A 26,642-nucleotide genomic window follows, 5' to 3' on the forward strand; every position below is an offset into this window, starting at 1 on the left:
ATAAAATAGTGCTGAAAAATGTAACTTCTAGGGTTGAGATAAATTCTCAACCCCAGTTTTATAACTACAATAAGATATGGACAAAACCTTTTATATTAGCGATTATAGTCGTTATTATTCTAGGCATTATATCACTGTTTACTGGAGTGTATGATATACGTGGACAAGAGGATGGAATGGAAATGTTTTTCATAACTCGTGTTCCGAGAACAGCTGCATTAATGCTTACTGGAGCTGCAATGTCAATGGCAGGACTCGTAATGCAACTGATCACACAGAATCGTTTTGTTGAACCTACTACAACAGGGACTATTGAATGGTCAGGTTTAGGGCTGCTTTTCGTTTATTTATTATTTCCTGCTCCGACTTTAGTGCTAAGAATGACTGGTGCAATCATTTTTTCTTTTATAGGAACTATGATTTTCTTTTTATTTTTAAGAAGAGTTAAACTTCGCTCGTCTTTAATTGTCCCGATTATTGGATTGATGCTTGGAGCTGTTATTTCTGCAGTGTCCACTTTTATGGGACTTCTTTTTCAAATGACACAAAGTATTGAAACTTGGTTTGTAGGTTCTTTTGCGCCTGTTCAGGTGGGAAGATATGAATATTTGTGGCTAATTGTTATCGTTACTTTGTTTATTTTTATTTATGCTAATAGATTGACTTTAGCTGGACTAGGAGAAGATGTCGCAACAAGCCTTGGCGTTAATTACAACAGGATTGTTCTTTTTGGTACTGTTCTCATTTCTTTTGCAGTTGGAATTGTTGCAGCTGTCATTGGAAACTTACCTTTCCTGGGTTTAATTGTCCCAAACATTGTTTCAATGTATAGAGGTGATGATCTTAGGAGTAATTTACCTTGGGTATGTTTGATAGGAATGGGGACTATAACTGCCTGTGACATAATTTCTCGAACAATTATAATGCCTTTTGAAGTACCTGTTTCTTTAATACTTGGAACAGTGGGGTCAGTCGTGTTTATTATTATCTTATTGAGACAAAGAAAACCAAGGAGGCTACGATGAGCACATTGGAATATAGAAATAAAGAAAATGTCGAAATCGATTCTAGCCTTCATAATAAAAATAGATCAGCTAGGGCTTTTCGTTCTAAGAAGGAAGAAAGGCGTTATTGGATTTTGCTAATAACATTGATTGCTTTTGGCATCCTTTCTTCATATGGACTTTTAGTTTATAACAATCCAGTTCCGATTGATTCACCTTCTTTTATCCCAGTTGTTAAGAGAAGGATAGTAGCTCTTGTTGCAATGATTATTGCTGCAGTTTGTCAGAGCTTGTCGACTGTTGCTTTCCAATCCATTACGCATAATAGGATTATAACTCCTTCGCTTTTAGGTTTCGAATCACTTTACTCAACAATTCAAACTAGTACTATATTTTTCTTTGGGGCTAGTGCATTGATAAATTTTACTGGGATTGGATCATTTTTATTTCAAGTTGTTGTTATGATCTTAATGAGCTTGATCCTTTATGGATGGCTACTTTCTGGTAAATACGGGAATCTACAACTTATGCTTTTAGTTGGAATTATTATTGGCACTGGGCTAAATTCTGTGTCAACTTTCATGAGAAGACTACTTGCGCCTTCTGAATTTGATATTTTACAGGCAAGATTGTTTGGTTCTGTTAATAATGCAGATTCTGCATATTTTCCTATTGTAATTCCTATAGTAATAATTGTAGCAATATTACTTCTTGCTCATTCTAAGAATCTAAATATATTGTCACTAGGAAAGGATGTTTCTACTTCTTTTGGAGTTAAATATCAATCTAATGTAATTTATACTCTTGTATTAGTTGCTATTTTGATGTCTATTTCAACAGCTTTGATTGGACCACTTACTTTCTATGGCTTTTTAGTAGCAACTTTGAGCTATCAGGCGGCGTCAACTTATGATCATAGATATATTTTTCCAATGGCTCTTGCTATAGGATTTTTGATAATAACGAGTGCATACTTTTTGATGTATCATGTATTCCATGCTCAAGGTGTAGTATCAGTTATTATCGAATTATTTGGTGGAATAATATTTTTAACTGTAGTTTTAAGGAAGAGGGCTTTATGATAAAAATTGATAATGTTAAAAAGTTCTATACGGATGAGGTAAAAATAGGACCTTTGGATATTGAAATACCAAAAGCGGGTTTTACTTCTTTAATTGGCCCAAATGGCGCTGGAAAGTCTACGACACTTTTGATGATTGGAAGACTGTTGGATATGGAGGAAGGTCAAATTCAGGTGGCAAATATGGATGTTTCTGAATCCAAATCAAAAGACTTATCAAAAATTTTGACTATATTGCGCCAAGAAAATCATTTTGTAACTAGGCTTACTATTAGACAACTAGTTGGATTTGGACGTTTTCCTTATTCAAAGGGAAGGTTAACTATAGAAGATGAAGTTATTATTTCTAAATATATCGATTTTTTAGACTTAACTGATTTAGAGAATAGATATTTAGATGAGCTTTCAGGTGGTCAAAGACAAAGAGCATATGTAGCGATGGTTTTGTGCCAAGAGACTGAATATGTACTTTTGGACGAGCCACTGAACAATCTTGATGTTGCTCGTTCTGTTCAAATGATGGAGCATTTGAGACGTGCGGCTAATGAATTTGGAAGAACAATTCTGACTGTGATGCATGATATAAATTTTGCAGCCAAATATTCTGATAGAATTTGTGCTATGAAAGATGGACAAATTGCCGCTTTTGGAACAGTAGAAGAGGTTATGAATTCGAAAATTTTGACAGATATTTTCGAAACAAAAATAGAAATTATCGAAGGTCCTTATGGGCCACTCGCTGTTTATTAGTTACGAAATTTTAAAAAAGAAGCATCTCAAAAAATGAGTATGCCAAAAAACTAATAGAGAATTAAATTATTCTAGTTGAAGTTGCTGTCTGTATTTTACAGGCGGCAGCTTTTTCGAATGCCATTGCTCACGATAATGAATTGAAGTATGTCATAACGAGAAGTTTAGTGATCTTAATATACTCTGACGTTTTTCAAGGAGTATTTCAAAAAAAGGATGAAAGATTACCCTCCCCCCAACATTTGAACTAGAAACAAAAAACAGCCTATGATCATAACACAACAAGCTGTTTCTATAACAAAGGTGAAGCTCAACCTTATGCTAAAGTGGCTAAGGATTATACGATTAAATTGTTAGAACACGCCAAAAAGGTTGAAGCAGTTTACGATGTTGGACCAGAGACAGATAACTATGATCGCTTATTAACCTATGTCTTCATTGATGATGTAATGTTGCAGGAATCATTATTAAAAGAAGGACTTGCAGCAGTGCGCTTTATTCATAAACCAAACAATACGTTGGAGGATGAATTTAGAGAAATCCAGCAAGATGCTGAGAAAGAAAAATTAAATATTTGGTCACATCAAAATTACTTCCAAAAAGATGGTTTCCATCCGGAAGTATTAAAATAAAAGTGATCGATTAAGGGACTGTCCCAAAAGGCAATGAAAAATGCCTTTTGAGGACAGTCCTTTCTTTATTCAAAATATATAATAGTAAATAAATGTTTTGGCGAAATGTATTAAAAGAAATAACTATGTTGAACAAGTATTTAAACAATATGATGCACATCGTCAAAAACGTATTCAAGATTTATATAAGCAATGCTGGCAACCAAGAGATGAACTAAGTTATCTGAAGCAATCGCCCCCTTGAAACCGAATAGGAGAGCAACATTTCAAATAATGTTCCATGATATAACTATCTATGTAATATAACTATGTTTGAACAAGGAGATGGAAGCATGAGTAAGTTAGCAGGCAAAATAGCTTTAGTTACAGGATCAAGTCGAGGAATTGGCCGCAGTATTGCATTGCGTCTGGCACAAGAGGGAGCCTTTGTCGTAGTTCATTACGGGAAAAGACGACATGAGGCAGAAGCAGTTGTTCACCTGATCGAGCAAAGCGGAGGAAATGCTTGCGCGATTGGTGCTGACCTTAGTACTCTAGATGGCATTCAAGATTTATTTACAACTTTTGATGATACTATTCGGGAATATATGGGCGGTAACGGATTCGATATTCTTGTCAACAATGCTGGAATTGGTCAAATTATCAGTTTAGAAGAGACGACGGAAGAATCATTTGACGAGGTAATGAAGATTAATGTCAAAGCACCACTTTTTGTTACTCAACAAGCTTTGCCACGTTTAAAAGATGGAGGACGCATTATTAATATTTCATCTTTTGTGACACGTGCAGCTTCTCCAAGTGTCTTCACGTACAGTATGTCCAAAGGTGCTATCGACACATTTACGCGTCTTCTAGCCAAACAACTAGGGAGCCGTAATATTACGGTAAACGCCATCCAGCCTGGAATTATTAATACAGAGATGAATGCTGAGACTTTGGAAAACCTTGATGGACAAAAATATGCGGCTAGTCTTTCAATCTTCAACAGATGGGGAGAACCCGAGGATGTGGCAGATATTGCCGCCTTTCTCGCTTCCTCAGACAGCCGTTGGGTAACTGGTCAATTGCTCGATGCAAGTGGCGGATCTCATCTATAGAACCTGTAAGATAACGAATTTATAAGGATCTTCAAATGAAGTGACCCCAAAAAGTTAGACACATATTTTAAGCAGTTACTGAGGAATGAACTCTGTATTGGACAGGGTTCATTCCTTTTTATTTTCCTTTAATTAGTTTGTTATTGTAAATAGGGGTCCTGCAAAACACAAAATTTCCATTTAGGGGGTACTTTAAAATCTTAGCTTAATGGGCATGAGGGCGTCCTCCTATCCTTTTAGTTATAGCCCCTAAATTGAAGAATTTTCTCTACGGTTTATTGTTAGCGAATAAATAGCAGAGATTAAGGCTAAAACTACCATAATACCAGCTACCCACGTGTTGATAGTTACAGAATAGTAGTCTACAAGTAAACCACCCAAACCAGAACCTAAAGCTACTCCAAGATGTAAAAATGAAGTATTTAAACCTAATTGGATATCTGAGGAATCGGGAGCAGACTCAGCTAGATAATATTGTACAGCTGGACTAAGTGCCCAAACCATCACACCGTATAGTACGACAACGATCAATAAACTGATCATTGATCCTGTAGAATAAGGTAATAGGAACAAGGAAACTGCAAAAAGTATAAGAAATGTGAGTATAGTTTTTGCTCCGCCAAATTTATCGGATGTCCAGCCACCTATCCAACCACCTGTTATTCCAGCTATACCAAAAACAAGTAAGACCATGCTAATCATATTTGTTGATAAGCCCATTGTTGTTTTAAGAAAAAGCGTGAAATAAGTATAAACTATGAAATGACCAGTCAGCTCCAAAACTGATATGAGCTGGATTGATGCGATTTTTTTACTTTTTAATGTGGCTATTTGCTTAAGTAAAGGAATGGCTGGTTGTGGTGGAACCTTAGGTAAAAACTTAATGATTCCTACCATAGAAACAATACTTAAGACTGAAACTAATACAAATGTCATTCTCCAACCGAAATTTTCACCGATAATAGTTCCTAATGGTACACCTAACACTAATGATGCACTTAAACCCATAAAAACTAATCCAATAGCTCTTCCTCTTAATTCCGTTGCAACAGTATTGGCAGCCATTGTTACGGAAGTGACAACCACGATAGAGCAGCTAGCTGCAAGAATAATTCTAGCTATTAATAAGGTTGTAAAATTCGGACTAACTATAGATAAAATATTACCTCCTAGAAAAGTTAACATTGCTATGAGCAGTAATTTACGTTTTTCTACTTTAGAAGTTAAAGCAATAAGTACTGGAGCCCCAAAGGCAAAAACCAATGAAAAAACTGAAACTAACTGACCGACTGCTCCTACAGAAACATGTAAATCTTCTGCAATCATGTTGATTATCCCAGCGATCACCAACTCCACTGTACCAGCAACAAATGTGGCAAGTGCTAAAACAAAAATCCCTATATTCATTAAAAATTCCTCCTAAAAACTATTAAAAAATGAATCTAGAATCAAAGATACTCCTTAGAGTGCACTATAAAGCAAGTGTGTTATAATAAAAATATGGAAAAATTATTAACTATTCAGGATATATCCTCAATCACGGGTCTTAGTTCTTACACTCTACGCTACTATGAAAATATTGGTCTTTTATGTGAGATTGAAAGAGATGAAAATGGATATCGTAAATACTCAAAGAGCGATATTTTATGTATAGACTTTCTCATTATGTTACGTAACACAGAAATGCCTGTAAGAGATATGAAAAAATTTGCAGACCTAAGACGTCAAGGGGATTCTACCGTTACTGAAAGACGAGAACTATTAGAAGCTCATCAAGAGAACGTTCTTAACCAAATTAAGCAATTAGAAAATAGTTTAATTAAGGTTAATGAAAAAATTGACTACTATAAAAATTTGGAGGAAAAAGTTAAGTAATATAATCAGGCGTGTTGATTAGGATAATATAGGTTTATTATTGAGCGATAAAAGGATTTTTTTGCAGATTGTAGCGAAAGGGCTACTCGACTCCCGCAGGAAAGCGAGTAGCCCATAGCGGAAATCAGCGTCTTCTAAACAATTAAAGTGGATAAAAACGGTTAATCAACACATCTGTAATATAAGTTTCTAGAGACCTTTCTAAAAGGTCTTTTTTTTTATGAGAAATGGGAAAAAATACATTTGCCTTAGAGTGCACTCTAATCGATATAATTTCATGCTAAAGAAAGATTGGAGGAGAAAAAATGAAATATCGATCTATTGGAGATTTAAGTGTTTCATCCTTAGGATTAGGATGTATGGGAATGTCAGAATACTATGGAACTCAAAATGATGAGGAATCGATTGCTACATTGCATTACGCCTTAGAACTCGGTGTTAACTTTTTTGATACAGCTGATCAATATGGAGTGGGGAAAAACGAAGAATTAGTCGGTCAAGCATTAAAAAATGTCAGACAACAGATAAACATAGCTACCAAATTTGCTTTTGAAAGAGATGAGAGTGGGAAGGTAATTAAAATTAACGGTAGCCCGGAATATGTAAAAAAGGCCTGTGAAGCAAGCCTAAGACGGTTAAATACTGACTACATCGATATATATTATCTACACCGTGTAGATCCCAGCGTTCCTATAGAAGAGACAGTTGGTGCTATGAAGGAATTAGTTGAGGAAGGTAAAGTACGACATATTGGGCTTTCAGAAGTATCTTCTCAAACGATAAAACGAGCACAAAAAGTACATCCTATAGCTGCATTACAGACAGAGTATTCAATATGGACTAGAGATATTGAAGAGGAAATATTACCACTTTGCCGTAAACTAAATATCGCTGTTGTACCATATAGTCCTCTGGGACGAGGTTTTTTATCTGGAAAAATTAAGTCAGTCGATAAATTCGTAGAGAACGATTTTAGAAGGAACGCACCTCGATTTCAGGGAGGCAACTTCAATCAAAACCTTGCTTTGATTCGACAGCTAGAAGAGATAGCAAACCAACTAAATATTAGTCCGGCACAACTAGCATTAACATGGTTAATGTCTAATGGATTAGATATCGTCCCTATACCAGGGACAAAAAGGAGATCCTACTTAAAAGAAAATATTGCTGCAATAGATTTTGAATTGCCAAAGGATGTAAAGGATTTCATAGATAAAGCTATACCGGTAGGTTCAGCAGCTGGTGATAGATATCCTGTACATTCTATGAAACTATTAAATCAGTGAGAGAAGGTATATAATTGGAAGTTTGGAAAAAGAATATGTATATTTTGAGCATTGCACAATTTTTAGTCATGTCTGCATTTAGCTTAATAATACCTTTTATTCCAGTGTATCTTAAAAGTGATTTGGATGTTCACTCTCAAGCAGATATTCAGCTTTGGACAGGGATGATTTTTGGAGCTACTTTTTTATCCGCTTTTCTTTTTCAACCGATATGGGGAAAGATTGCAGATCGAACGAGTAGGAAAACTATACTAATCCGTTCAGCAATTGGAATGGCATTTGCCACATTCTTAATGACCTATAGCACAACAGCTTGGCACTTATTAGTTCTACGTTTTATCTTAGGGATTTTTGGTGGTTTTATCCCTGCCTCTTCTCCATTCATCACAATGAATACGCCTAAAGAAAAAATAGGTTATGCACTCGGTATAGCTCAATCTGGTGCTTATACCGGGAATGTTTTTGGGCCGTTAATAGGTGGAGTTTTGGGACAGTGGATAGGATTTTATAAAATCCTTTATGTGTCTAGCGCTATGTTACTGATTTCAGGGGCACTTATATTATTTTTTTTAACAGAAATTAATAAACCTGAACCAAGTACATTGAAAATTCCGACGCCTAAGAGAGGACGTATTAATTTTTTCTCCGAATTACGGGAAATTACGAAAGGACCTCTAATTGGAACTTTGTTTCTAGTTGGATTTCTTATTCAGTTTTCAACGATGAGTACTTCACCATTTTTGGCCACATATGTAGAAAGTATGTGGAACAATGATGTCTTTTTAACAACGATGGTAGGTTTAGCGGTTTCTATCTCGGGTTTCTCTATTATAATCTTTTCTCCCATTTTAGGAAGGAAAGCAGATCAAGTGGGTTCTGAAATTATTTTGTTAATTTCGTTGTTAGGTAATTTTATTTGTTATGTTACCCAAGCTTTAGTTTCTTCTATATGGCTATTTCTGCTCGCTCGGTTCTTAATGGGAATATTTATAGGTGGTCTGCTTCCATCGGTCATAAGTTTAATACGAAAAAATGCACCTGAAAAAATGGAAAGTTTAACATTTGGTTATTATCATAGTGCTCTATTTTTAGGAAATCTAATTGGTCCTTTACTTGGGGGATATTTAAGTGGAATAATCCATATAAAAGGGGTTATTTTTTTGGCTGATCTCCTCTTTTTAGTAAATAGTTTAATTTTAAAATTTCATTTGTTTAGACAAGAGTCCTATGTATCTTTACTTAAGAGAGTCATTTCCATCCGGAGGTATTAACATAACATAAAAAGCTCCATTTACTGATTGCTCAGTGAATGGAGCTTTTTATGTTAATTACGTGCATCGCTAGTGTACTCCAACTTTTTGCGTGAGCTTTTGTACGATATTATATGTAGGGCCTGAAATTCATATATCTCAAAGTCGAATTGTTGGACAGAGTATATAAAAGTCTATCATGTGTATTATTTTACATCTTTTGTCCACTCTGAAACTTTATCCTCATTATCTTTAATCCATTTTTTTGCGGCCTCTTTAGGATCAGCGCCTTTCATAATATCAAACATTACACTTTCAATATCTTCCGGAGTCCAATGGAAGTTATTAAGAACACTATACGCTCCCGGATTATCCTCTTTTAATCCTTTACGTGCAAATGTACCAATATATTCTTCGGCTCCGTATATGCCTTTAGGATCGTCTAAATATTTTAAATCAAAAGCGTTAAATTTCCAGTGTGGAGACCAACCTGTAACGATGATTTCTTCATTTTTCGCAATAGCTTGAGTAAGGGCTGCTGTCATTGCACCTGCTGATGAGGTAACTACATTCCAACCTTCAAGGTTACTATATTCTTTATAAGCATTTTCCGTTGTAGCTGTCATATTTGCTCCTGGATCAATACCAGTTATCGTTTTACCAGCTTCATCTGTTAAATCTGCGATAGAATTTACATCCATATAACTAGGGACAACTAAGCCAATTTTTGCACCTTCAAGGTTTTTACCTAAATCTACTATTCTATCTTTGTACTTTTCAACTTGTGGGGCATGTGTTTGTGGTAACCAGGCTGACACCATACCATCAACTTCTCCTTTTGCAAGAGCTTCCCACATAATTCCGTTATCTAGTGGTGTTAGTGTTACATCATACCCTAAATCCTCTAGAACTTGTCCTACTACGTTTGTTGAGGCAATTTCAGTATCCCATTCAACATAGGCTAAGTTCACGTCCTTTTTTTCTTTGTTTTTCGTGCCTTCATCATCTGAGCTACAAGCAGTTAATACGAACATTAATGCTAAAGCCAATCCTATCTTTAATAATTTACCGACTTTCATAAAATCTCCCTCTCTTTATTATAGGATGAGATATATCTAAATATTAACAAGTAACAACTTAAAGTTATCAAAAGGTTGTTACTTTTGTCAAATCGGCTTCAATAGAAAAATTGTTTAAACTCTCATTATGAAGAGGGAAAATTATCCAAACCTACCTCGAATCTATGGGAAATGCGGAAATATATTAGGTTGCTTTACAGGTGAATTCAGATGAGTAAAGCGAGTATTTAATGTTTATTGCTATGGTTGATACATTTCGAGGTTACTAAAGTAAATAAAATATCATTGGGCTTTAGTTAGTGAAAGGCCCAAATGGCGCTGATTCTGACGAAACTTAATATTGCAACAAAAAAGATTATCAAAATTTGCTCGAAAACTAACAAATTTTGATTTTATCAATTTTATAATTAGTGATAGTTGAGTAAAATCTCATATGTGTAGTTTCAAAAGATATAACGCTATGCGATAAATGATTGGAAGCAGTTTCATCGTTACTTTTGATTCAAACGACAGCAGTAAAATTCCGATACCAACAAATGCTCATAAAACACGTGCCCAAATGGCAAAAATGATGTTGCTCGCATTTGGTGTAACGCCAGGAAGTTAGTAGAGTTTAGAAATCAAGACATTGCATTAGGCGATGTAAACGATACTTTTTTGACCAAACGAAAACGTAACACGCGCACAGATTTACAGTGTTTATGTACAGAGCACTTGGTTTATAAGTATTACCATGATGGGAGATGTATCATAATTTGATACATCTCTTTTCTGTTTGACAACGTGTTCAATTCTATATTTAACCTTGAAAGTCTATGGACGAAATTTCAGGAAAAAGCGTAAAGAAACACCCCCCTTTCACGATAGAAATCCAATAGATGAGCTCAAAAAATGAAGTCTTAAGATGAAAAACTAGAATTGAAACTCCCCCAAAAGATAGATGTTTTGAATGGAAATATAGGATTATCAAGTTTTGCTTGAAATCGAACAAAAAGTGATTTTGTTTGTTGTAAAATGCTTGTTATAGTGTAAATAACCTTGAAAACATGAGGCTATATTCACAGTTTCCCAAAATGAGTGAATATGATGAAAATAAGCTGTAATTGTTGTTTAAAAGAGTATTAATGAAGTGTTTATTGGCAATATGTAGTAACTAAAGTAGTTATAAAGTATCGAGAATATTGCTTTTTAATGTTTAGTGTCTTAAAAAACGGGGAATAGAATGTATTGATAAAAGATATATAAGTTAATCTAATACAAACTGTTAGTATGACACAGCTGGGTTTTACTGGTGGAAGACATTGAGGTGTTTTTATGTATAATTTTTTGGATCGTTCATCTTTACAAAAGGTGAATATTCTACATCATATTTATAAAGAACAAAGGCTATATTCAAGTTTAGAGTTATCTCAAATGATGGATTTGTCTGAAAGAACAATTTTGAAAATAGTAGATGAAATAGCTATTGATTTAGAATTTATTACAAAATCTGCTGTTATCCAAAAAGAAGAGCTTAAGTGTTTTCAATTAATTTATAAAGATAATTTTTCTATGAAGACTATAGAAAGATATTATTTACAAAACTCATTAACATATAAAGCTTTTGATGAGATGTTTTACAATAAATTTTTTGATATTAACATGTTTGTTTTGGATAATTTCACAAGCCCTGCATCCGTGTATCGACGAATAAAAAAAGTTAAGCCTTTGTTAGATCAATTTCACTTGAAGTATACATCTTATGCGGAAGTCAGTCTTGAAGGGACAGAAAAGCAATTTCGTTATTTTTATTTCTTGTTCTACTGGAATTCGTGTTGGGGAGAGGAATGGCCATTTGCTCTAGTTTCTAGAGAAGAAATACTAGAATTAGTGGAGGAAGTAGACATCGCCTATTCCGAACAACTTTTATATTGGCTCGCCATTTGCTTATCACGCGCAAAACTAGGTTGCTTAATTGAATATCATCCAATGTATGCAAACTTTACGAAACATCATTATAACTATGAGTCATTATCGGAAAAAATCAAGTATATATTTAGAGAATGTACTGATTTATCAGATGAAGAAATTGAATTAGAAACAATGTTTTCATTTTCCATCATTAGTTGCATGCGTCATTATCAAAAAAAAGATAGTGCAGTAAGTTTATTGATGAACTTTGCACAGCATCATAATCAAGAATTATTTATACAAGCGACTATATATTGGATGGAGATATTCATGGAGCATTTTTCAGTTACTTTAGATTTAGAAGAATATGGGGCACTCTTTGTAAACTTACTGCATCTTCATTATGGTATTTTATCTTTTTCTGGTCCAGCTAATTTATTTAAAGAAGATCTTTATAAAAAGCGATTAGAAATGCATGAAACGGCTCAAATAGAAATCATGAATCAGTTTTATAATCGACTATTGGAAAATAAGTCTTTCGCCATCGTATTTAAACGCAAAGAAATATTAATTGGTCGATATCATAAATTACTCAAACAAACAATTGATTTTGTAGATAGAGACAAGATCAAATTAAAAATATTTTCAATGATAAATGATGTTCCTTATCTATTCAGTCAAATAAAACGTGTTTTTATTCATGTAGAATTATGTGCTGAAGATGAAGAGGCGGATTTAATTATAACAGATCGCTTATATTTAAATATTAACAAAGACATAGAAGATATATTTGTTTGGAATTCAGTTCCGGACAGAGAAGACTATGATAGATTAGCAAGAAATCTACAGGAAATCTATTTCGATAAATACCAACAGCCAAATAAGCTATTATTGAAAACTTTATTAAGTGAAGTTTAAAGAAATTAATCGATATTTTGGGGATGGAGGTTATTCATGTTTTGGAAAAGTAAAGAGAAAGAGATAGGTAACGGCCATTTATTACTCGACAGTAATATAAAAATGAATATTCAATATGGCAGTGATATAGAGAAACAAATAAAAATGATTAATTTTTCAATGGCAGAGTTACAAGTAATAAAAAGCTTGCAGCCATTTATTAAAGAAGAAATAGATGACATTGTTGATCGTTTTTACAGGAATCTCAGCCTGGAAGAATCACTACAAATACTAATAAATAAAAATAGTTCAGTAGATGCTTTAAAGAGAACTTTAAAATCACATATTTTAGAAATGTTTTCAGGAATAATTGATGATGAATATTTTTTAAAAAGGGCTAGAATAGCACAAATGCATGTGAAAATTGGTCTACAGACAAAATGGTATTTATGTGCTTTTCAAAATTTGTTTATAACAATTATGGAGATTACCGAAAAGAATCTTTCTGAAAAGGAGCTTTATTCTACTAGTGTAAAGGCACTCTCAAAATTATTTAACTTAGAACAACAAGTCGTTCTTGAAGAATACGATAAAGAGATAAGTAGAATTAAAGAAAAGTTAGACGAACAGGCAGAAAAAACTAAAATTCAAGTGATGAATTCAACTGAAAATTTAGCAGCAATTTCAGAGCAAACTAATGCAGCATTCCAGGAATTACATATTCATTGCACAGAAATGGTAGAAAACGTGAATGCCGGAAAAGAGTTATCTGCGTTAGCAGAGGAGAGAGCGGAACATGGGAAGTTTCAAATAAGTGAACAGGATCGTAATATGAGGAATGTTCATGAGGCAGTTCAAATAATCTCCAATGATATAGAAGACTTGTTAAAGATAACAAAGGAAGTTCAAGGCATTATTGATATTGTAACGAAAATAGCGGATCAAACTATTTATTATCTTTAAACGCAGCAATTGAAGCTGCAAGGGCAGGTGAACATGGAAGAGGATTTGCAGTTGTAGCAGACGAAGTTAAAAAATTATCAGAAGTAACAAAAAAATCAGTCTCGAATGTAGCTCATTTAATTTTATCTACTGTATCTAAGGTAGAAAAGTTAGCTGCCTCACTTGACTTGATTAATCAATCTGTTCAAGACGGAAAACAAACAATGGAGCAAACTGACATATATTTTGAGCAAATTTTACAATCTATGAAAGAAACACAAGAACATAATGAACATTCACAAGAAAAAATTGATATTTTCGCTAATGTTGTCAATGAGTTAGGTAAAGCATTTGAAGAAGTTGCATTGTCGGCTGACCGGCTTGCTAGTTTTGCTAATGAATTAAACAATTGATGAGGAGTTGTTTAAATGTGTAAAAATATACCAAAGGAATTAACGTATTATTTAAAATTGGGTGATGCTGTTGTAATCGTTGATGAAGATCAATTAATTATCGATGTAAATCAACAATATGAAACGATCACCGGCTATAAAAGAGAATTTCTTATCGGATTACCGGTAGAGTGTTTAAAATCGAGTGTAACACCATTCGTTATGTATAAATCGTTAAATAGTACATTAAAAAAAGGACAACCATGGTCTGGGACAATGGTGAATGTCAACAAATCATTAGAGCTAAGGTACTCATTTATAACGATTACGCCAATTGAAATAAAAGAAATTGTTTATTATGTAGGAGTAATGCGCTTAGCGGAACAATTATTGATAGAAGAAGTGAAGCAGAACCAAATAGACAAAAAGGAGCTATTTAAGTTGTTAGCTCTATCAAGTGAAATGCGCGATGTAAGTATAGCAGAACACCTTTTAAATGTGCAAAAGTTATTAGAGGAATTCTTACTAAGCCTCTTTGAAGATAGAACATATAATTTATCGTTAGAGTATATTAATAAAGTTATAGAATACAGCGTTTTACATGATATTGGAAAAACAAGTATACCAGAATCGATACTGTATAAAACTGGGCCACTAACAGTCTATGAAAAGAAAATTATGAAGATGCATCCTCTTATGGGGGTGGATGTATTGAATAAACTATCTGATGAAATGAACAATAAAGTTTTTAATGACAAAAAAATAGCTGAAAATATTATTAAATATCATCATGAGAATTGGGATGGAACAGGATATCCAATGGGTTTAAAAGGAGAAGAAATTCCTTTTGAGGCGAGAGTCATATCAATAGTAGATGTATACGACGCTTTAATAAGTAATAGAGCTTATAAAAAAGCTTGGACAATAGAAGAAGCTCTTTCTTATTTAAAAGAACATAAGGGTATTAAGTTTGATCCTAATTTAGTAGAAGTGTTTGTCGAAAAAATTATTCATAAAAATAGTATTGTTCTATAAGCCCAAAACTTTGAGTTATAGGGGAAACTATAATACTTAATTTCCATAATTAATCTATATTGTAAAAAAGATGTCATCATCATAACGTGTGGGATTGATTCCCGGGCGCTAGGGGCGTCCGATGAGCTGCTTGGGGCAACAAATGTTTTCTGTGCGAAAGCGAAGCGGCAGCAACAAATGTTTTCTGTGCGAAAGCGGAGCGGCAGCAACAAAAGTTTTCTGTGCGAAAGTGTAGTGCTAACGTAGCGGTAGCAACAGGATGTAGGTCACGAAGGCGTTTATCAGAGGACATGATGGTTTAACCTTCGTTCTCCTCCCCCCCAAGGAGTCGTCCAGTCTTCACTCCAATCAACTTATTTATGGCACGTTTAAACAATTGTTATCCACAACTTTTGGTGATGAGCCAAAATAATAATAAATATAACGGAGGATCATATGAAGTTTTTTAAAAATTCATCATTGGTTGGGAAATTCGGAATATTGAACACTGTTATGTTGATTGCAATTGTCATCATAGGGTTTACTGGAATCTATGGCGTTAAAGAAATGAATGATAATGCAAAGCATATTTATGAAGAAAATTTAACATCTGTCTATTTATTAAGCAATCTTTCAATTAACCAGCAAAAAATAACTAATTTAAAGTTCAAAATTTTTTATAATTCACAAGATAACGACGAGAAAATGGAATATTACGAAAAAATAGCTGCTTTAGAAGAAGAAAATAGTCGCACATTTCAAGATTTAAAAAATACAAAAATGAGTAGCGAGGAAGAAAAGTTAAGTAAGAATTTAGAACAAGTACTTGAAAGTTATAAAGGTACATTAGAATCCATTTTTCAACAAGTTATCTCTGATGCAGATATAGAAGATGCTGATTCATTACTAACACCTCTATTAGAAATAGAGAAGCAAAGAGATGCTCTTATGGAACAAATAGAAAAAATTAATATTAAAAGTGCTGAAATAAAAAGCGAAGAAAATAATACAGCATATTCTAAAACTCTTTATAGAAACATCGTTATTATGGCTATTGTTTTAATATTTAGTGTAAGTTTCTTAATTTATTTAAGCAGATATGTTAAAAAGGCAATCTCCAATATTAAGAATGTTATATCTGCACTTGAAAATGGTGATTTATCACAACATGCCCCGGTGATATTTTCTGATGACCTTGGGAAAATTACTGAAGGGTTGAACAATTCTGTTTCGCATATTCAGGAACTTGTTTCTAGTGTTAGTAGCACATCAGCACAAATGAGTATTTTAAGCGAAGATTTAACTGCAACTATTGAGGAAATTACTGCTTCAATGGATGAAATTGATACAACTACAAAGGATGTTGCTATGGGTAGTACTACACTAGGTGCAACAACCGAGCAATTAAATGCTACTGCAATTGAGGTACTAGATAGTGCGGAAAAATTAAATGAGAAAACAGAATATAGTCTTGGTTTCTCGCAAAAAGTAAAAGAGAGAGCAATTGATATTAAGGAAACAGCTGTTCAAGCATACAGTACAGCTCGTAATCTATATGATGAAAAACAAAGGTTAGTTTTAGAGGCAATTCAAGCCGGAAAAATCGTATCCGAAGTAAAAGTAATGTCTGACACAATAGCAGATATTGCAGATCAAACCAATTTATTAGCATTAAATGCAGCTATTGAGGCTGCGAGAGCAGGGGAGCAGGGTAAAGGTTTTGCTGTTGTAGCTGATGAAGTACGGAAATTAGCTGAACAATCATCTGAGACTGTTCAAAAAATACAAACTGTTACTAGTGAAGTAGAAGAAGCATTTACGAATGTGTCTATTAATGCGCAAGAGCTTTTACACTTTATAGATAATAAAGTAACACCTGATTATGAGCTTTTCCAAAACAGTGGAATTCAATATGAAGAAGATGCTATGTACTTTAATAAATTAATAACTGAAGTGACAACATTTGTTGGAACGATGAAATATTCTATGCTAGAAATACAAAATGCAATTGAAAATGTATCAAATGTCGCAATAGAGTCATCTGATCAGTCGAATGATATAGCAAAGAGTATTTCAGAAACTTTACAAGCAATACAGCATGTAGCAGAGTCATCCGTTGAAACCGCAAATATTGCTGAAAAGATTTCCAAACAATTGAATAAGTTCAAACTATAGGATAACAGTACCCGCGGGTAAAAGACGAAAAAACGTAAGTAATATCAAGTCTTCCGCGGGTTAAAAGTGTTAAAGCATGTGAAATAGTCATTGTATCAATGGCAATCCTAATTTCTCAGCAATTAACTCTGTTCAAAACATAGATGAACAAAAATTTTATTCCTTCATATCCTATGTGAGAATGGATTTTACGTTATTGAGGAGGAAAAGAATGCATTGGATAGCCATCATTCTTATTGGGATAGCTGCCAACTTAGATAATTTAGGAATTGGTCTCGCCTATGGTATTAAGCGAGTGAAAATACCCATATTATCCAATGCGGTTATTGCCCTTATTTCAATGATCGTCACTTACGCAGCAGTAACAGCTGGAAGTGTAGTTATTAATTATATCTCTCCAGATTTCGCAAATTTAATAGGAAGTCTTTTACTTTGTGCCATAGGGATATGGACGTTATTATCTAGTCGCTTTTCTAAACAAGGAATATTGGGAAACCCGGAAGTATTTGATGAGGATAAAAATTATATAATTTCAATTCGAGAAGCAATGACGCTCGGCTTTGTCTTATCAGCCAACTGTTTAGCTGGAGGAATAGCGCTTGGAGCCAATGGTATTTCTGCGATCTGGACAGTTATTTCTATCGGTTTTTTTTCGTTCATCACAGTAGGCGCTGGTGTTCATTTTGGAGTCTTACTTACCAAGACTTTTATTGGAAAACACTCAACCGCTATTTCTGGTTGGTTGCTTATACTTATAGGGGTCATTGAAATAATTTCTTAAATTCAGTAGATGTCTAGTTGAGATGAATAAATAGAAAGAGGCTATTCTATATAATAGGAAATATCACATGTTTTTTTCGTGATATTTTCTTTTTTTGAGGCAATTTTGACATGTTGAGGACAAATTTGATTTTGTTATTGACATACACTGGCAATAACGATTATTCTTGGTAACAGAAGTATAATTGAGAATGATTTTCGTTTTCAATAAAATACTTTCAATTATGTTTTCAGAGGAGGCGTACAACACATGAAGAAATTGATGATGCTCGTTATGCTTATAACTTTGCTTGTATTTAACATTGCGCTACCGCAAGCATCGGCTCAACTAGCTGACGGCACTCATTCGATAAAATATCAGGTCAATAAACCAGAGAACAACTCTGTATCCATTGCAAACGATTATTTTATAAAACCAGCAAAGGTCACATTGAAGAATGGGACAGCTACTGTTCAAATTACATTAAAAAATAGTGCATGGATCACAAAGTTCCAACCACCAGGTGGAGCAACTGTAGTAAGTGAAGATAAAGCAGCAGATACACGTACTGTGCAATTTACTGTTAAAGATTTAACGAAACCAGTTGTGACTTCTATGAAAATTGATATTGACGATATTAATTATCATCACGAATACAGCGTTTCACTAGTATTTGATGCAGCATCTGTAGGAAGCACAACCATAACGGAAGCATCTGATTCGAAAACTACTAATGCTCCAGCAAATTCTTCTGAAAGTCATGCGCCAAATCCACAAACAAGTGATGCGACTCCATATTTATTAATTGGAGCATTAGTTGGATCAGCATTTTTACTTTATAGAAAAAAACTACAAACAAAAACGGAGGGTCAATAATGGCTAAAAAACGACAATCACGCGCAACAAAAATAGTACTAGCTTCATTGCTAGTAGCATCACTTTCAGCACCATTATTTGCGTCTGCAAAGGCTGAAGTAACGACTACAAATACTGCAATAAAAGTAGAGGCTGTTAAATCAGAGAATACTAGCACTATTGTTGATTTTCAAATCTTTAAGCCTGGTACAACAGAACCACAACCTGCAATTAGCTCTCATCTTGTAACCCAAGGCACAATCGTTGAGAAGGATGGAAAATTTGAGGCGAAATTAACGGTAGCAGCAAAATCTGCCCCAATGATTGCAGGCTTAGAAACAAAGCAAGGTGATAAGTTTGTAGATGCTACTGAAGTGAAAAATGCAGATGGAACAATTACATACAGTTTCCCAGTAGTAGCTGGTGAAATATTACAAGCAAAAATTCACGTTGTCGTAGCTTCAGCTAATATGGACAAGTGGTATGATTTTGATTTAAAAGCAGTAGAAAATAAGGAAGTAACTACTACAGAGGGAAATGGTAAATCTGAGGAGGTTAAAGAAGAAGTTAAAGTAAATGAAGTAGCTGTCACTGTTTACAAAAACGGTACTTCTGAAGAATCTATGATGAAGCAATATATTAACCCAAAAGTAGACGTATCAGTAGTAGATGGTAAAAACATAGTTACTATGACATTCCCTCAAGGTCAATATGTTAAAGGATTCTCAGTAGAGGGAAAAGAAGCAACTTTAGTAAGTAAAGACGATGCAACAAATATAAGTAAGTATTCATTTGAAGTGGCAGACTTAAAAAAACTTGTGAATGCCCAACTGCATATTGTTGTGAATGAACCGGGCAAAGGCGTGAACTATGACTCGAACCACCAAGTGCAATTTAGTTTTGCTGTGGAAGGCGCAGTGAGACCAGTGGTGAATCCATTTAAAGATATTAGCAATGATGCTAATAAAGAAGCAATCTTAGCATTATACAGTAAGGGAATTGTTAAGGGGCAAGATAATTTTAAACCATATGACAATATTACACGCTCTCAATTTGCGTTAATGATTGCACGTTCATTAAATTTATCTACTACAACAGATGCTGGATTTAAAGATACAGCGAAACTTGACACAGAACGTGTACAAGCAATCAATGCTTTAGCTAATGCTGGAATTGTTGTGAAAGCAGAGAACTTTAATCCAAATGGAACACTTACTCGACAACAAGCTGCAGTGATGATTTATCGTGCAGTAGCACATGTTGCAGGAAAAGAAATGAACTATGGTGATCCAAGCTTATCTTATTATGCAGATGGTGCAACTGTCACAAGTGAAGAAGCTAAAAAAGCTTTTGCGTTTCTATACGCAGGTAAAATCATGACTGGATCTGTAAATGCTGAAGGTAAAACTGTTATTAATGCAAGTAGCCCATTGAAACGCACACAAATGGCAAAAATTTTAAATGGTTCATTACAATACATGAATAAATAGCGCGGTTACAGCAACTTCCTTTCTCGCTTATTTGAGGAAGGAAGTTACTGTTATGTTAACTTCTTTCAGCAAGTGTTTTATGTAATGAAAGTGAAACGGCAGTTACAAGTGTTTTATGTAGCGAAAGCGAAGCGACAGGTACAGTAGTCTCCCACCTCTATGATGGTGAGATGAATGCGGTTTTAAGTCACTTTTTAGCTCTTGTCCATACATCCACTGAACTTATGCCGAGGCATAATTGATAGATATTGGAGGGATTTACACAGTGAATAGAAAAATATTTCGAGGATTCATTTTCAGCACTATCTTACTGATGTTTTTTTCTCCATGTTTTTCGTTTAAGGCAAAAGCTGAAGAATCTGTATTAGTAAATGGGAGCTATCAAGTTGAACTAAGTTTTTCATCTCTAGATGGAGCAAAAGACAATATTTTTAGCGAATTGGCGACAGTTGATGTAAAGAATAGTCAGTATAAATTAAATTTAGCTATAAATAAGCCATTGAGTATAAGAGATATACATATCGAACAGTTGGAAAATGAGCTTTCGTTAAACATTCAGACTGAAAATTTAGTTCAATTTGATGTCAAGGATTTACAACAGCCTATTATCATTAAAGGCGAGATGGCACTTTCATCCTCCGAGGAATATTTCTTTTTTTCACAGGAGATTCAATTACAGTTAACAACCCTTTCAACAATTGTGCCAAAGGATGAGGAAGCTATTCCAGAAAGTGAAACCAAAGAATCTACTTCAGAAGAAACCTATGATAAGGAATGGTCATTGAATTACATATTGTTAGTAGATGGAAAAGACGAACAATCTATTATGAATACATATGTAAATCCTGTTGCAAAAATAAAAGGAAAAAACGGCAAATATTATGCCCATATGACAATTTTAAAATCTATGTGGATAACAGGCTTAACCGTAGATCAACAAGGAAAACAGGTAGAGCCAAAGCTTATTTCACCTGAAGACAATGTCCGAATTGTCGAATTTGAAATTCACAATTTTGAACAGCCAATACGAATGTGGGTGAAGGTAGATATTCCTGAGATTTCTTATCATCATCAATATTTCGTAAATTTAAAATTCGATCAACAGCAGGTAGCAAAGTTTTTAAATACGCCTGCTGTGACAGCACCCGCTAAGCAAGTAACGAGTGAAAAGCCTTCCGTTATTGTTAAAGAAGAAGTGAAAAAGGCACCAGTGGTAGCACAACATGAGACGGTGGTAAAACCAACTCAGCTGACACGGCCAATTCCATCATTTCAGACTACTTTAACTGTGCCAAAGGAGGAACCGTTAGCATTTGATCGTACACTTGACGCGTCTATTGAGGATGCTGTTAAAGATGAAGCCAAGAAATCTGATGTTAAAGAGGAAACTACTGAAAAAGTGGTGAAGAATACTAAAGTCGATCAGCAGCTTGCTCAGCTGAATATCATAAAGATAGTTTTGCTTGTAGTAATCTGTCTTTTGTCGGGCTGGTTGCTCGTTCGTCGTATCAGAAATTCTAAAAAAGATGTGACTGAATAAGTAGGAGATGACTTTATGCAAAAGAATTGGAAATGTTGGTTGCTTATAATGGTGCTTATGTCATTACTTTTGGTAATTGCTGGCTGTAATAATGGAGATAAGCAAGAAGAAACAGAGACATCTACTGAAAAGCAACCAGTTAAAGCAGCTGAAGAGAATGAACATCGTATTATTGTAGGTACAGTTGTTATTGCAGAAATTTTAGATAAGCTTGATTTAGATGCTATAGCAGTACCTGAAACAGAAAAAACATTAGCAAAACGTTTTGATGGTCTCCCTACTATCGGTAATGCAATGGAGCCGGATATGGAGATTGTTAAATCATTAAATCCAACAGATGTGTTATCGGTGTCAACGTTAGAATATGACTTACAGGATAAATTTGAGCAGTTAAAAATTCCAGTTAATTTTTTAAACTTTCAAAGTGTAGATGCTATGCTTTCCGAAATTAGAACTCTCGGTGAACGTTATGATCGCGAAGCACAAGCCGAGGAGTTAGTGAATGGCCTGCAAAAAAATATTGATGCTGTACAAACAGTTGCTGGTAACAAAAAGGGACCTCGTGTACTAATTTTACTTGGCATTCCAGGTAGTTATTTAGTTGCAACTGAAAACTCCTATGCAGGTGATCTTGTGAAACGGGCAGGCGGTATTAATGTAATGGAAGGGCAGGATGCTGAATATTTGGCTTCAAATACTGAGTATCTGCACAACAGCAACCCTGATATAATTTTACGTTTATCACACGGTATGCCAGATGAAGTTGTAAAAATGTTTGACGAGGAATTTAAAACGAATGATATTTGGAAACATTTTGACGCAGTAAAAAACGGTAAAGTGTATGATTTAGAGGAAGAGTTGTTTGGTACTACAGCGTCCTTAAAAGTGCCACAGGCTTTAGGACAGCTAATGGAAATCTTTTATCGTGAATAGTCATTAGAAAATGTCGCTCATATCGCAAGCATAGTCTTGCTATAGAGCGATCTTCTATTTAGTAGGGGATCACTTTGGGAGTGAATTGTACAAATAACATGACGGAATTTGAAAAGAAAAAGGAAATCTAATATGACAAAAAAAATTATAAGCTTTTCAATTGTAATTGTATTATTACTAGTTTCAACAGTTTATGCAGCAACAACAGGTAGCATTAAAATGGGGTTCTTTGAATTTATTGGTGCATTATTTGATAAAGAAAATAGTCAAATGGATGCTATCCGCGATTTGAGATTTCCAAGGATCATTGTTGCGCTATTTGCTGGTGCAGCACTTTCTGTTTCAGGGGTCCTGTTACAATCTGTGATGCGTAACCCGTTAGCGGATGCAGGTGTTATTGGTATATCTTCAGGAGCGGCATTTGTACAGCTCTTAATTATTTCTTTCTTTCCAACATTATTTTTTATGACACCTGTATTAGCATTTATAGGTGGAGCATTTGCCTGCGCACTCGTCTTTGCGTTGTCATGGAAGTCAGGCTTAAGTCCATTGAAGCTTATTTTAGTCGGAATTGCTATTAATGCAATATTCACTGGGTTAACAGAGGCTTTCATTAGTTTAGGTGGCTCATTGAATACTTCAGCTGCCAGCGTTGTAGGTTCAAACTTAACGATGCGTACATGGAAGGATGTATCAACAATCGTTACTTATGGTACTGTCGGATTAATAGCTGCCTTTGCGTTATATAGCTGGTGTAATCTCCTAGTATTACAAGATAAAACAGCGAAAAGCCTAGGCTTTCATGTAGCTCGTGCTCGTCTATTAATAGCTGCTGTTGCGGTATTATTATCGGCTGTTTCTGTTGTCGTAGCAGGGGTTATCTCGTTCGTTGGTCTGTTAGTGCCACATATTTCTCGTCGTTTAGTTGGGCACGATCATAAGGTACTCATACCTTTTACAGCTTTAGCTGGAGCATTATTAATATTAGTGGCAGATACGATTGGTCGCACAATTGCTACACCGATTGAAATACCAGCTTCAACCATTATGGCGATTATCGGTGGACCATTCTTAATATTCCTATTACGAAAAGAGTGAGGAGACATGGAAATACAAGATATTATCGTATCGCATGATAATACTCGAAATCATTTAGATGGAGTATCGACAATAATTCAAAAGGGCAAAATCACAACGATTATTGGTCCAAACGGCTGTGGAAAATCAACATTATTAAGTGTTATGTCCCGTAACAATAGGCCGATTTCGGGGAATGTATCATTAGAAAACAAGGATTTGGTACACTACAAGCCAAAAGAGTTTGCAAAAAAACTAGCAATTGTCTACCAACAAAATGATGTACCAAAGGATTTAACAATAGAAAAATTGGTGAGCTTAGGACGTTTACCGCATCATACAATGCTAAAAAGAAATGAAGAGGAAGATGCCAAAGCTATTGAATGGGCACTTGCTTGTACGAATTTACTAGAAAAACGAGATACCGATTTAGAAGCTTTATCAGGTGGGGAACGTCAGCGAGTGTGGATTGCTATGGCTTTAGCCCAACAATCAGAAATTTTATGTTTGGATGAGCCGACAACATATTTGGATATTTATTATCAAATTGAGTTATTGGAGCTTGTAAAATCATTAAATGAGGAGCATGGCTTAACAATCGTTATGGTGCTTCACGATATAAATCAGGCGATTCGCTATAGCGATCAGATCATTTTGATGAAAACAGGACAAATAATAGCTGAGGGAGCACCACGCGACGTCATTACTAGGGAAGTTATTAAAGAAGTCTATGGAGTAGAAGCAGTTTTCAATGAGGATGAGCTGCTTGGATTTTACATGGTCCCCCTTGGAATATAAATAGGTGATATGATGAAAAAATGGACATCTAAGTTTTTAACATTTATATATTTAGCTATATTCTTATACTCAGGATTTTCATTAGCCAAATACTTATACACGTACTATGAGACTTCAAAATCACTGGAAGAAGTACAAATAATTTATCAATCAACATTGGCTACTCTAGAAGATGAAGCTGTGGAAACCTCATCAACGCCTTTTACGATCCGTCCACAATTCAAAGATTTACTAACTGTCAATAACAATATTGTTGGATGGATTTCTACAGACGGGACAAAGCTCAATAATCCAATCCTGCAAGCTGAAAATAATGATTTTTATTTGAATCATAATTTTAAAGATCGAGAAAGCCGTGCAGGCAGTGTATTTATGGATTATCGTAATAATGTGCAGGATATAAACCGAAATACTATTTTGTACGGCCATGCCATGAAGAATAGTACGATGTTTGGGAGTCTTAAAAATTACTTAAATCAGCAATACGCAGATGAGCATCCTATCATTTATTTAGACACACTGTATGAAGGCTATGACGTTGAAGTCTTTGCTGCTTATGAAACTACAATTGATTTTTATTACATTGAAACAGAATTTAAGGGCAATGATGCTTTCCTAAAATTTTTGGACGAAATCCAAGCACGCTCTGCAATCGAAATGAATGTAGAGATTGGACCAGAAGATAAAATTCTTACACTATCCACTTGTAAGGATTCTGTCATGAGTAACGACCATCGTTTTGTCGTCCAAGGTAAATTAGTGAAACGTTAATAAGATAGGCAGTATCCTATTTCATTGGAGAGCTTCTTTTTATATAGCCAAAAGTAGTTAGTGTATTTCTGTAGTCGAGAGAAATCAGTCGGGTAGCCTATAGAACTGCTAAAGTAGAACTCGCTACCTGTGAAGAAAACGCTTGGTATTATTGATTTTAAAAAAACTTATTAAAAATTACTTGACGCAATAAACTTATTAATATATAGTAAGTTACATAAAGTAATCAATTACTTTTCGTAACTGTTATTAACTAAGATGTACGTAAGAAGTAACTACGAATGTTTAACCCTTTAAATTTTAGGGGACATAATTAATGTAGTTACTTCATATTTTATAATATATCTCGAATTCGAGATAAAAACAACCTAATTGGAGGAATTTAAAATGACAAAATGGAACATTGATTTAGGACACTCAGCAATTAATTTTCAAGTAAAACACATGATGGTATCAAAAGTAAAAGGTGTATTCGATACTTATTCAGCAGATATTGAAGCGGCAGATCTTGCAGATTTAACAACAGCAAACATTAGCTTTACAATCGATCCAGCTAGCATTAATACACGTAGTGAAGATCGTGATAATCACTTAAAAGCAGCAGATTTCTTCGATGCTGAAAAATATCCGACAATTACATTCAAGTCTACAAACATTGCAAAAAAATCAGATGATGAATATGCGGTTACAGGTGATTTAACAATTAAAGACGTAACGAAATCAGTAACATTTGATACTGAATTTAATGGTAAGGGTACAAATCCATGGGGCCAAGAAGTTTATGGCTTTGAATCTACAACATCAATCAATCGTGAAGATTTTGGCTTAACTTGGAACGCTGCATTGGAAACTGGCGGTGTTCTAGTTGGGAAAGATATTAAAATTACAGTTGAATTGGAAGTAAACCCAGCTTAATTTTGTAAATGTGCTCGTTTTCATATCGAGCACATTTTTTTTAGTTGATGATTTGTCAAATTAAGTGCAACAATTGCTCATTAAAAGCCTCGTTTGCAGTTTTCCAACCAAGACATTTTCTTGGTCGGTTGTTGATATA

The 26,642-nt window shown here is 34.5% G+C and carries 21 protein-coding genes and 3 pseudogenes; 22 read left to right on the forward strand and 2 right to left on the reverse strand.

Going from position 1 to position 26,642, the window contains the following annotated elements; all coding sequences use genetic code 11:
- The first annotated feature begins 8 nt into the window (after nt 1–8).
- The 5 genes and pseudogenes from ACIQ7T_RS20335 to ACIQ7T_RS20355 all read left to right on the forward strand — a co-directional run bounded on the left by ACIQ7T_RS20335 (nt 9) and on the right by ACIQ7T_RS20355 (nt 4,564).
- Complete coding sequence (locus tag ACIQ7T_RS20335; RefSeq protein WP_370076780.1) at nt 9–1,025, forward strand: ABC transporter permease; 1,017 nt, start codon at nt 9–11, stop codon at nt 1,023–1,025.
- A complete protein-coding gene (locus tag ACIQ7T_RS20340) occupies nt 1,022–2,086 on the forward strand; it encodes an iron chelate uptake ABC transporter family permease subunit (RefSeq protein ID WP_402872994.1) in 1,065 nt (354 codons plus the stop codon). The genes ACIQ7T_RS20335 and ACIQ7T_RS20340 overlap by 4 nt, the downstream gene beginning before the upstream one ends.
- Entirely contained in the window at nt 2,083–2,835 is a 753-nt protein-coding gene (locus tag ACIQ7T_RS20345; protein WP_370076784.1) for an iron ABC transporter ATP-binding protein, read from the forward strand. The genes ACIQ7T_RS20340 and ACIQ7T_RS20345 overlap by 4 nt, the downstream gene beginning before the upstream one ends.
- A gap of 311 nt (nt 2,836–3,146) precedes the next feature.
- A pseudogene (locus ACIQ7T_RS20350) lies at nt 3,147–3,467 on the forward strand (thermonuclease family protein); the annotation flags it as partial.
- 332 nt (nt 3,468–3,799) lie between these two features.
- Nucleotides 3,800–4,564, forward strand: a complete 765-nt coding sequence (locus tag ACIQ7T_RS20355) for an SDR family oxidoreductase (RefSeq protein WP_402872997.1) — start codon at nt 3,800–3,802, stop codon at nt 4,562–4,564.
- A 249-nt stretch (nt 4,565–4,813) separates the two neighbouring features.
- Here the strand turns inward: ACIQ7T_RS20355 and ACIQ7T_RS20360 are convergent, their stop codons facing one another.
- Nucleotides 4,814–5,971, reverse strand: a complete 1,158-nt coding sequence (locus tag ACIQ7T_RS20360) for an MFS transporter (protein ID WP_402872999.1) — start codon at nt 5,969–5,971, stop codon at nt 4,814–4,816.
- 93 nt (nt 5,972–6,064) lie between these two features.
- On the opposite strand from ACIQ7T_RS20360, the gene ACIQ7T_RS20365 reads away from it, so the two are divergent.
- The 3 genes from ACIQ7T_RS20365 (at nt 6,065) to ACIQ7T_RS20375 (ending at nt 8,996) form a co-directional block, all read left to right on the forward strand.
- Entirely contained in the window at nt 6,065–6,439 is a 375-nt protein-coding gene (locus tag ACIQ7T_RS20365) for a MerR family transcriptional regulator (RefSeq protein WP_370076790.1), read from the forward strand.
- Between the two features lie 305 nt (nt 6,440–6,744).
- The gene (locus tag ACIQ7T_RS20370; protein ID WP_370076792.1) at nt 6,745–7,725 is read left to right on the forward strand and encodes an aldo/keto reductase; all 981 of its coding nucleotides are present in this window, start codon (nt 6,745–6,747) and stop codon (nt 7,723–7,725) included.
- Between the two features lie 14 nt (nt 7,726–7,739).
- Entirely contained in the window at nt 7,740–8,996 is a 1,257-nt protein-coding gene (locus ACIQ7T_RS20375) for an MFS transporter (RefSeq protein WP_402873002.1), read from the forward strand.
- Nucleotides 8,997–9,181: 185 nt separating this feature from the next.
- Here ACIQ7T_RS20375 and ACIQ7T_RS20380 read toward each other — a convergent pair whose 3' ends face one another.
- Nucleotides 9,182–10,054, reverse strand: coding sequence for a glycine betaine ABC transporter substrate-binding protein (locus ACIQ7T_RS20380; RefSeq protein WP_370076796.1), 873 nt, complete (start codon nt 10,052–10,054; stop codon nt 9,182–9,184).
- Nucleotides 10,055–11,368: 1,314 nt separating this feature from the next.
- Here ACIQ7T_RS20380 and ACIQ7T_RS20385 point away from each other — a divergent pair.
- The 14 genes and pseudogenes from ACIQ7T_RS20385 (at nt 11,369) to ACIQ7T_RS20450 (ending at nt 26,503) form a co-directional block, all read left to right on the forward strand.
- Nucleotides 11,369–12,862 (forward strand): helix-turn-helix domain-containing protein, encoded by a 1,494-nt coding sequence (locus ACIQ7T_RS20385; RefSeq protein WP_370076798.1) that lies wholly within the window; start codon nt 11,369–11,371, stop codon nt 12,860–12,862.
- Nucleotides 12,863–13,021: 159 nt separating this feature from the next.
- Nucleotides 13,022–13,378, forward strand: a pseudogene (locus ACIQ7T_RS20390) (protoglobin domain-containing protein); the annotation flags it as partial.
- Between the two features lie 390 nt (nt 13,379–13,768).
- A pseudogene (locus ACIQ7T_RS20395) lies at nt 13,769–14,196 on the forward strand (methyl-accepting chemotaxis protein); the annotation flags it as partial.
- A 15-nt stretch (nt 14,197–14,211) separates the two neighbouring features.
- The gene (locus ACIQ7T_RS20400) at nt 14,212–15,210 is read left to right on the forward strand and encodes an HD domain-containing phosphohydrolase (protein WP_402873006.1); all 999 of its coding nucleotides are present in this window, start codon (nt 14,212–14,214) and stop codon (nt 15,208–15,210) included.
- A 435-nt stretch (nt 15,211–15,645) separates the two neighbouring features.
- Complete coding sequence (locus ACIQ7T_RS20405) at nt 15,646–17,364, forward strand: methyl-accepting chemotaxis protein (protein ID WP_370076804.1); 1,719 nt, start codon at nt 15,646–15,648, stop codon at nt 17,362–17,364.
- 211 nt (nt 17,365–17,575) lie between these two features.
- Complete coding sequence (locus tag ACIQ7T_RS20410) at nt 17,576–18,145, forward strand: manganese efflux pump (RefSeq protein ID WP_370076806.1); 570 nt, start codon at nt 17,576–17,578, stop codon at nt 18,143–18,145.
- A 249-nt stretch (nt 18,146–18,394) separates the two neighbouring features.
- On the forward strand, nt 18,395–19,000 hold the full coding sequence (gene isdC, locus ACIQ7T_RS20415) for a heme uptake protein IsdC (protein ID WP_370076808.1): 606 nt from the start codon (nt 18,395–18,397) through the stop codon (nt 18,998–19,000).
- Nucleotides 19,000–20,469 (forward strand): NEAT domain-containing protein, encoded by a 1,470-nt coding sequence (locus ACIQ7T_RS20420; RefSeq protein ID WP_370076810.1) that lies wholly within the window; start codon nt 19,000–19,002, stop codon nt 20,467–20,469. The genes isdC and ACIQ7T_RS20420 overlap by 1 nt, the downstream gene beginning before the upstream one ends.
- 265 nt (nt 20,470–20,734) lie before the next feature.
- Nucleotides 20,735–22,009, forward strand: coding sequence for an NEAT domain-containing protein (locus ACIQ7T_RS20425; RefSeq protein ID WP_370076812.1), 1,275 nt, complete (start codon nt 20,735–20,737; stop codon nt 22,007–22,009).
- 15 nt (nt 22,010–22,024) lie between these two features.
- Nucleotides 22,025–22,942 (forward strand): heme ABC transporter substrate-binding protein IsdE, encoded by a 918-nt coding sequence (gene isdE, locus ACIQ7T_RS20430; RefSeq protein ID WP_370076814.1) that lies wholly within the window; start codon nt 22,025–22,027, stop codon nt 22,940–22,942.
- 132 nt (nt 22,943–23,074) lie between these two features.
- Entirely contained in the window at nt 23,075–24,040 is a 966-nt protein-coding gene (locus ACIQ7T_RS20435) for a FecCD family ABC transporter permease (protein WP_370076816.1), read from the forward strand.
- Nucleotides 24,041–24,046: 6 nt separating this feature from the next.
- Nucleotides 24,047–24,817: an ABC transporter ATP-binding protein gene (locus ACIQ7T_RS20440; protein WP_370076818.1), complete on the forward strand. Its 771-nt coding sequence runs from the start codon at nt 24,047–24,049 to the stop codon at nt 24,815–24,817.
- A gap of 12 nt (nt 24,818–24,829) precedes the next feature.
- Nucleotides 24,830–25,588 (forward strand): class B sortase, encoded by a 759-nt coding sequence (gene srtB, locus ACIQ7T_RS20445; protein ID WP_402873014.1) that lies wholly within the window; start codon nt 24,830–24,832, stop codon nt 25,586–25,588.
- A gap of 387 nt (nt 25,589–25,975) precedes the next feature.
- Complete coding sequence (locus ACIQ7T_RS20450) at nt 25,976–26,503, forward strand: YceI family protein (RefSeq protein WP_370076822.1); 528 nt, start codon at nt 25,976–25,978, stop codon at nt 26,501–26,503.
- Nucleotides 26,504–26,642: the final 139 nt, after the last annotated feature.

Source organism: Lysinibacillus sp. NPDC096212, assembly GCF_044763105.1.
Lineage (GTDB): Bacteria > Bacillota > Bacilli > Bacillales_A > Planococcaceae > Lysinibacillus.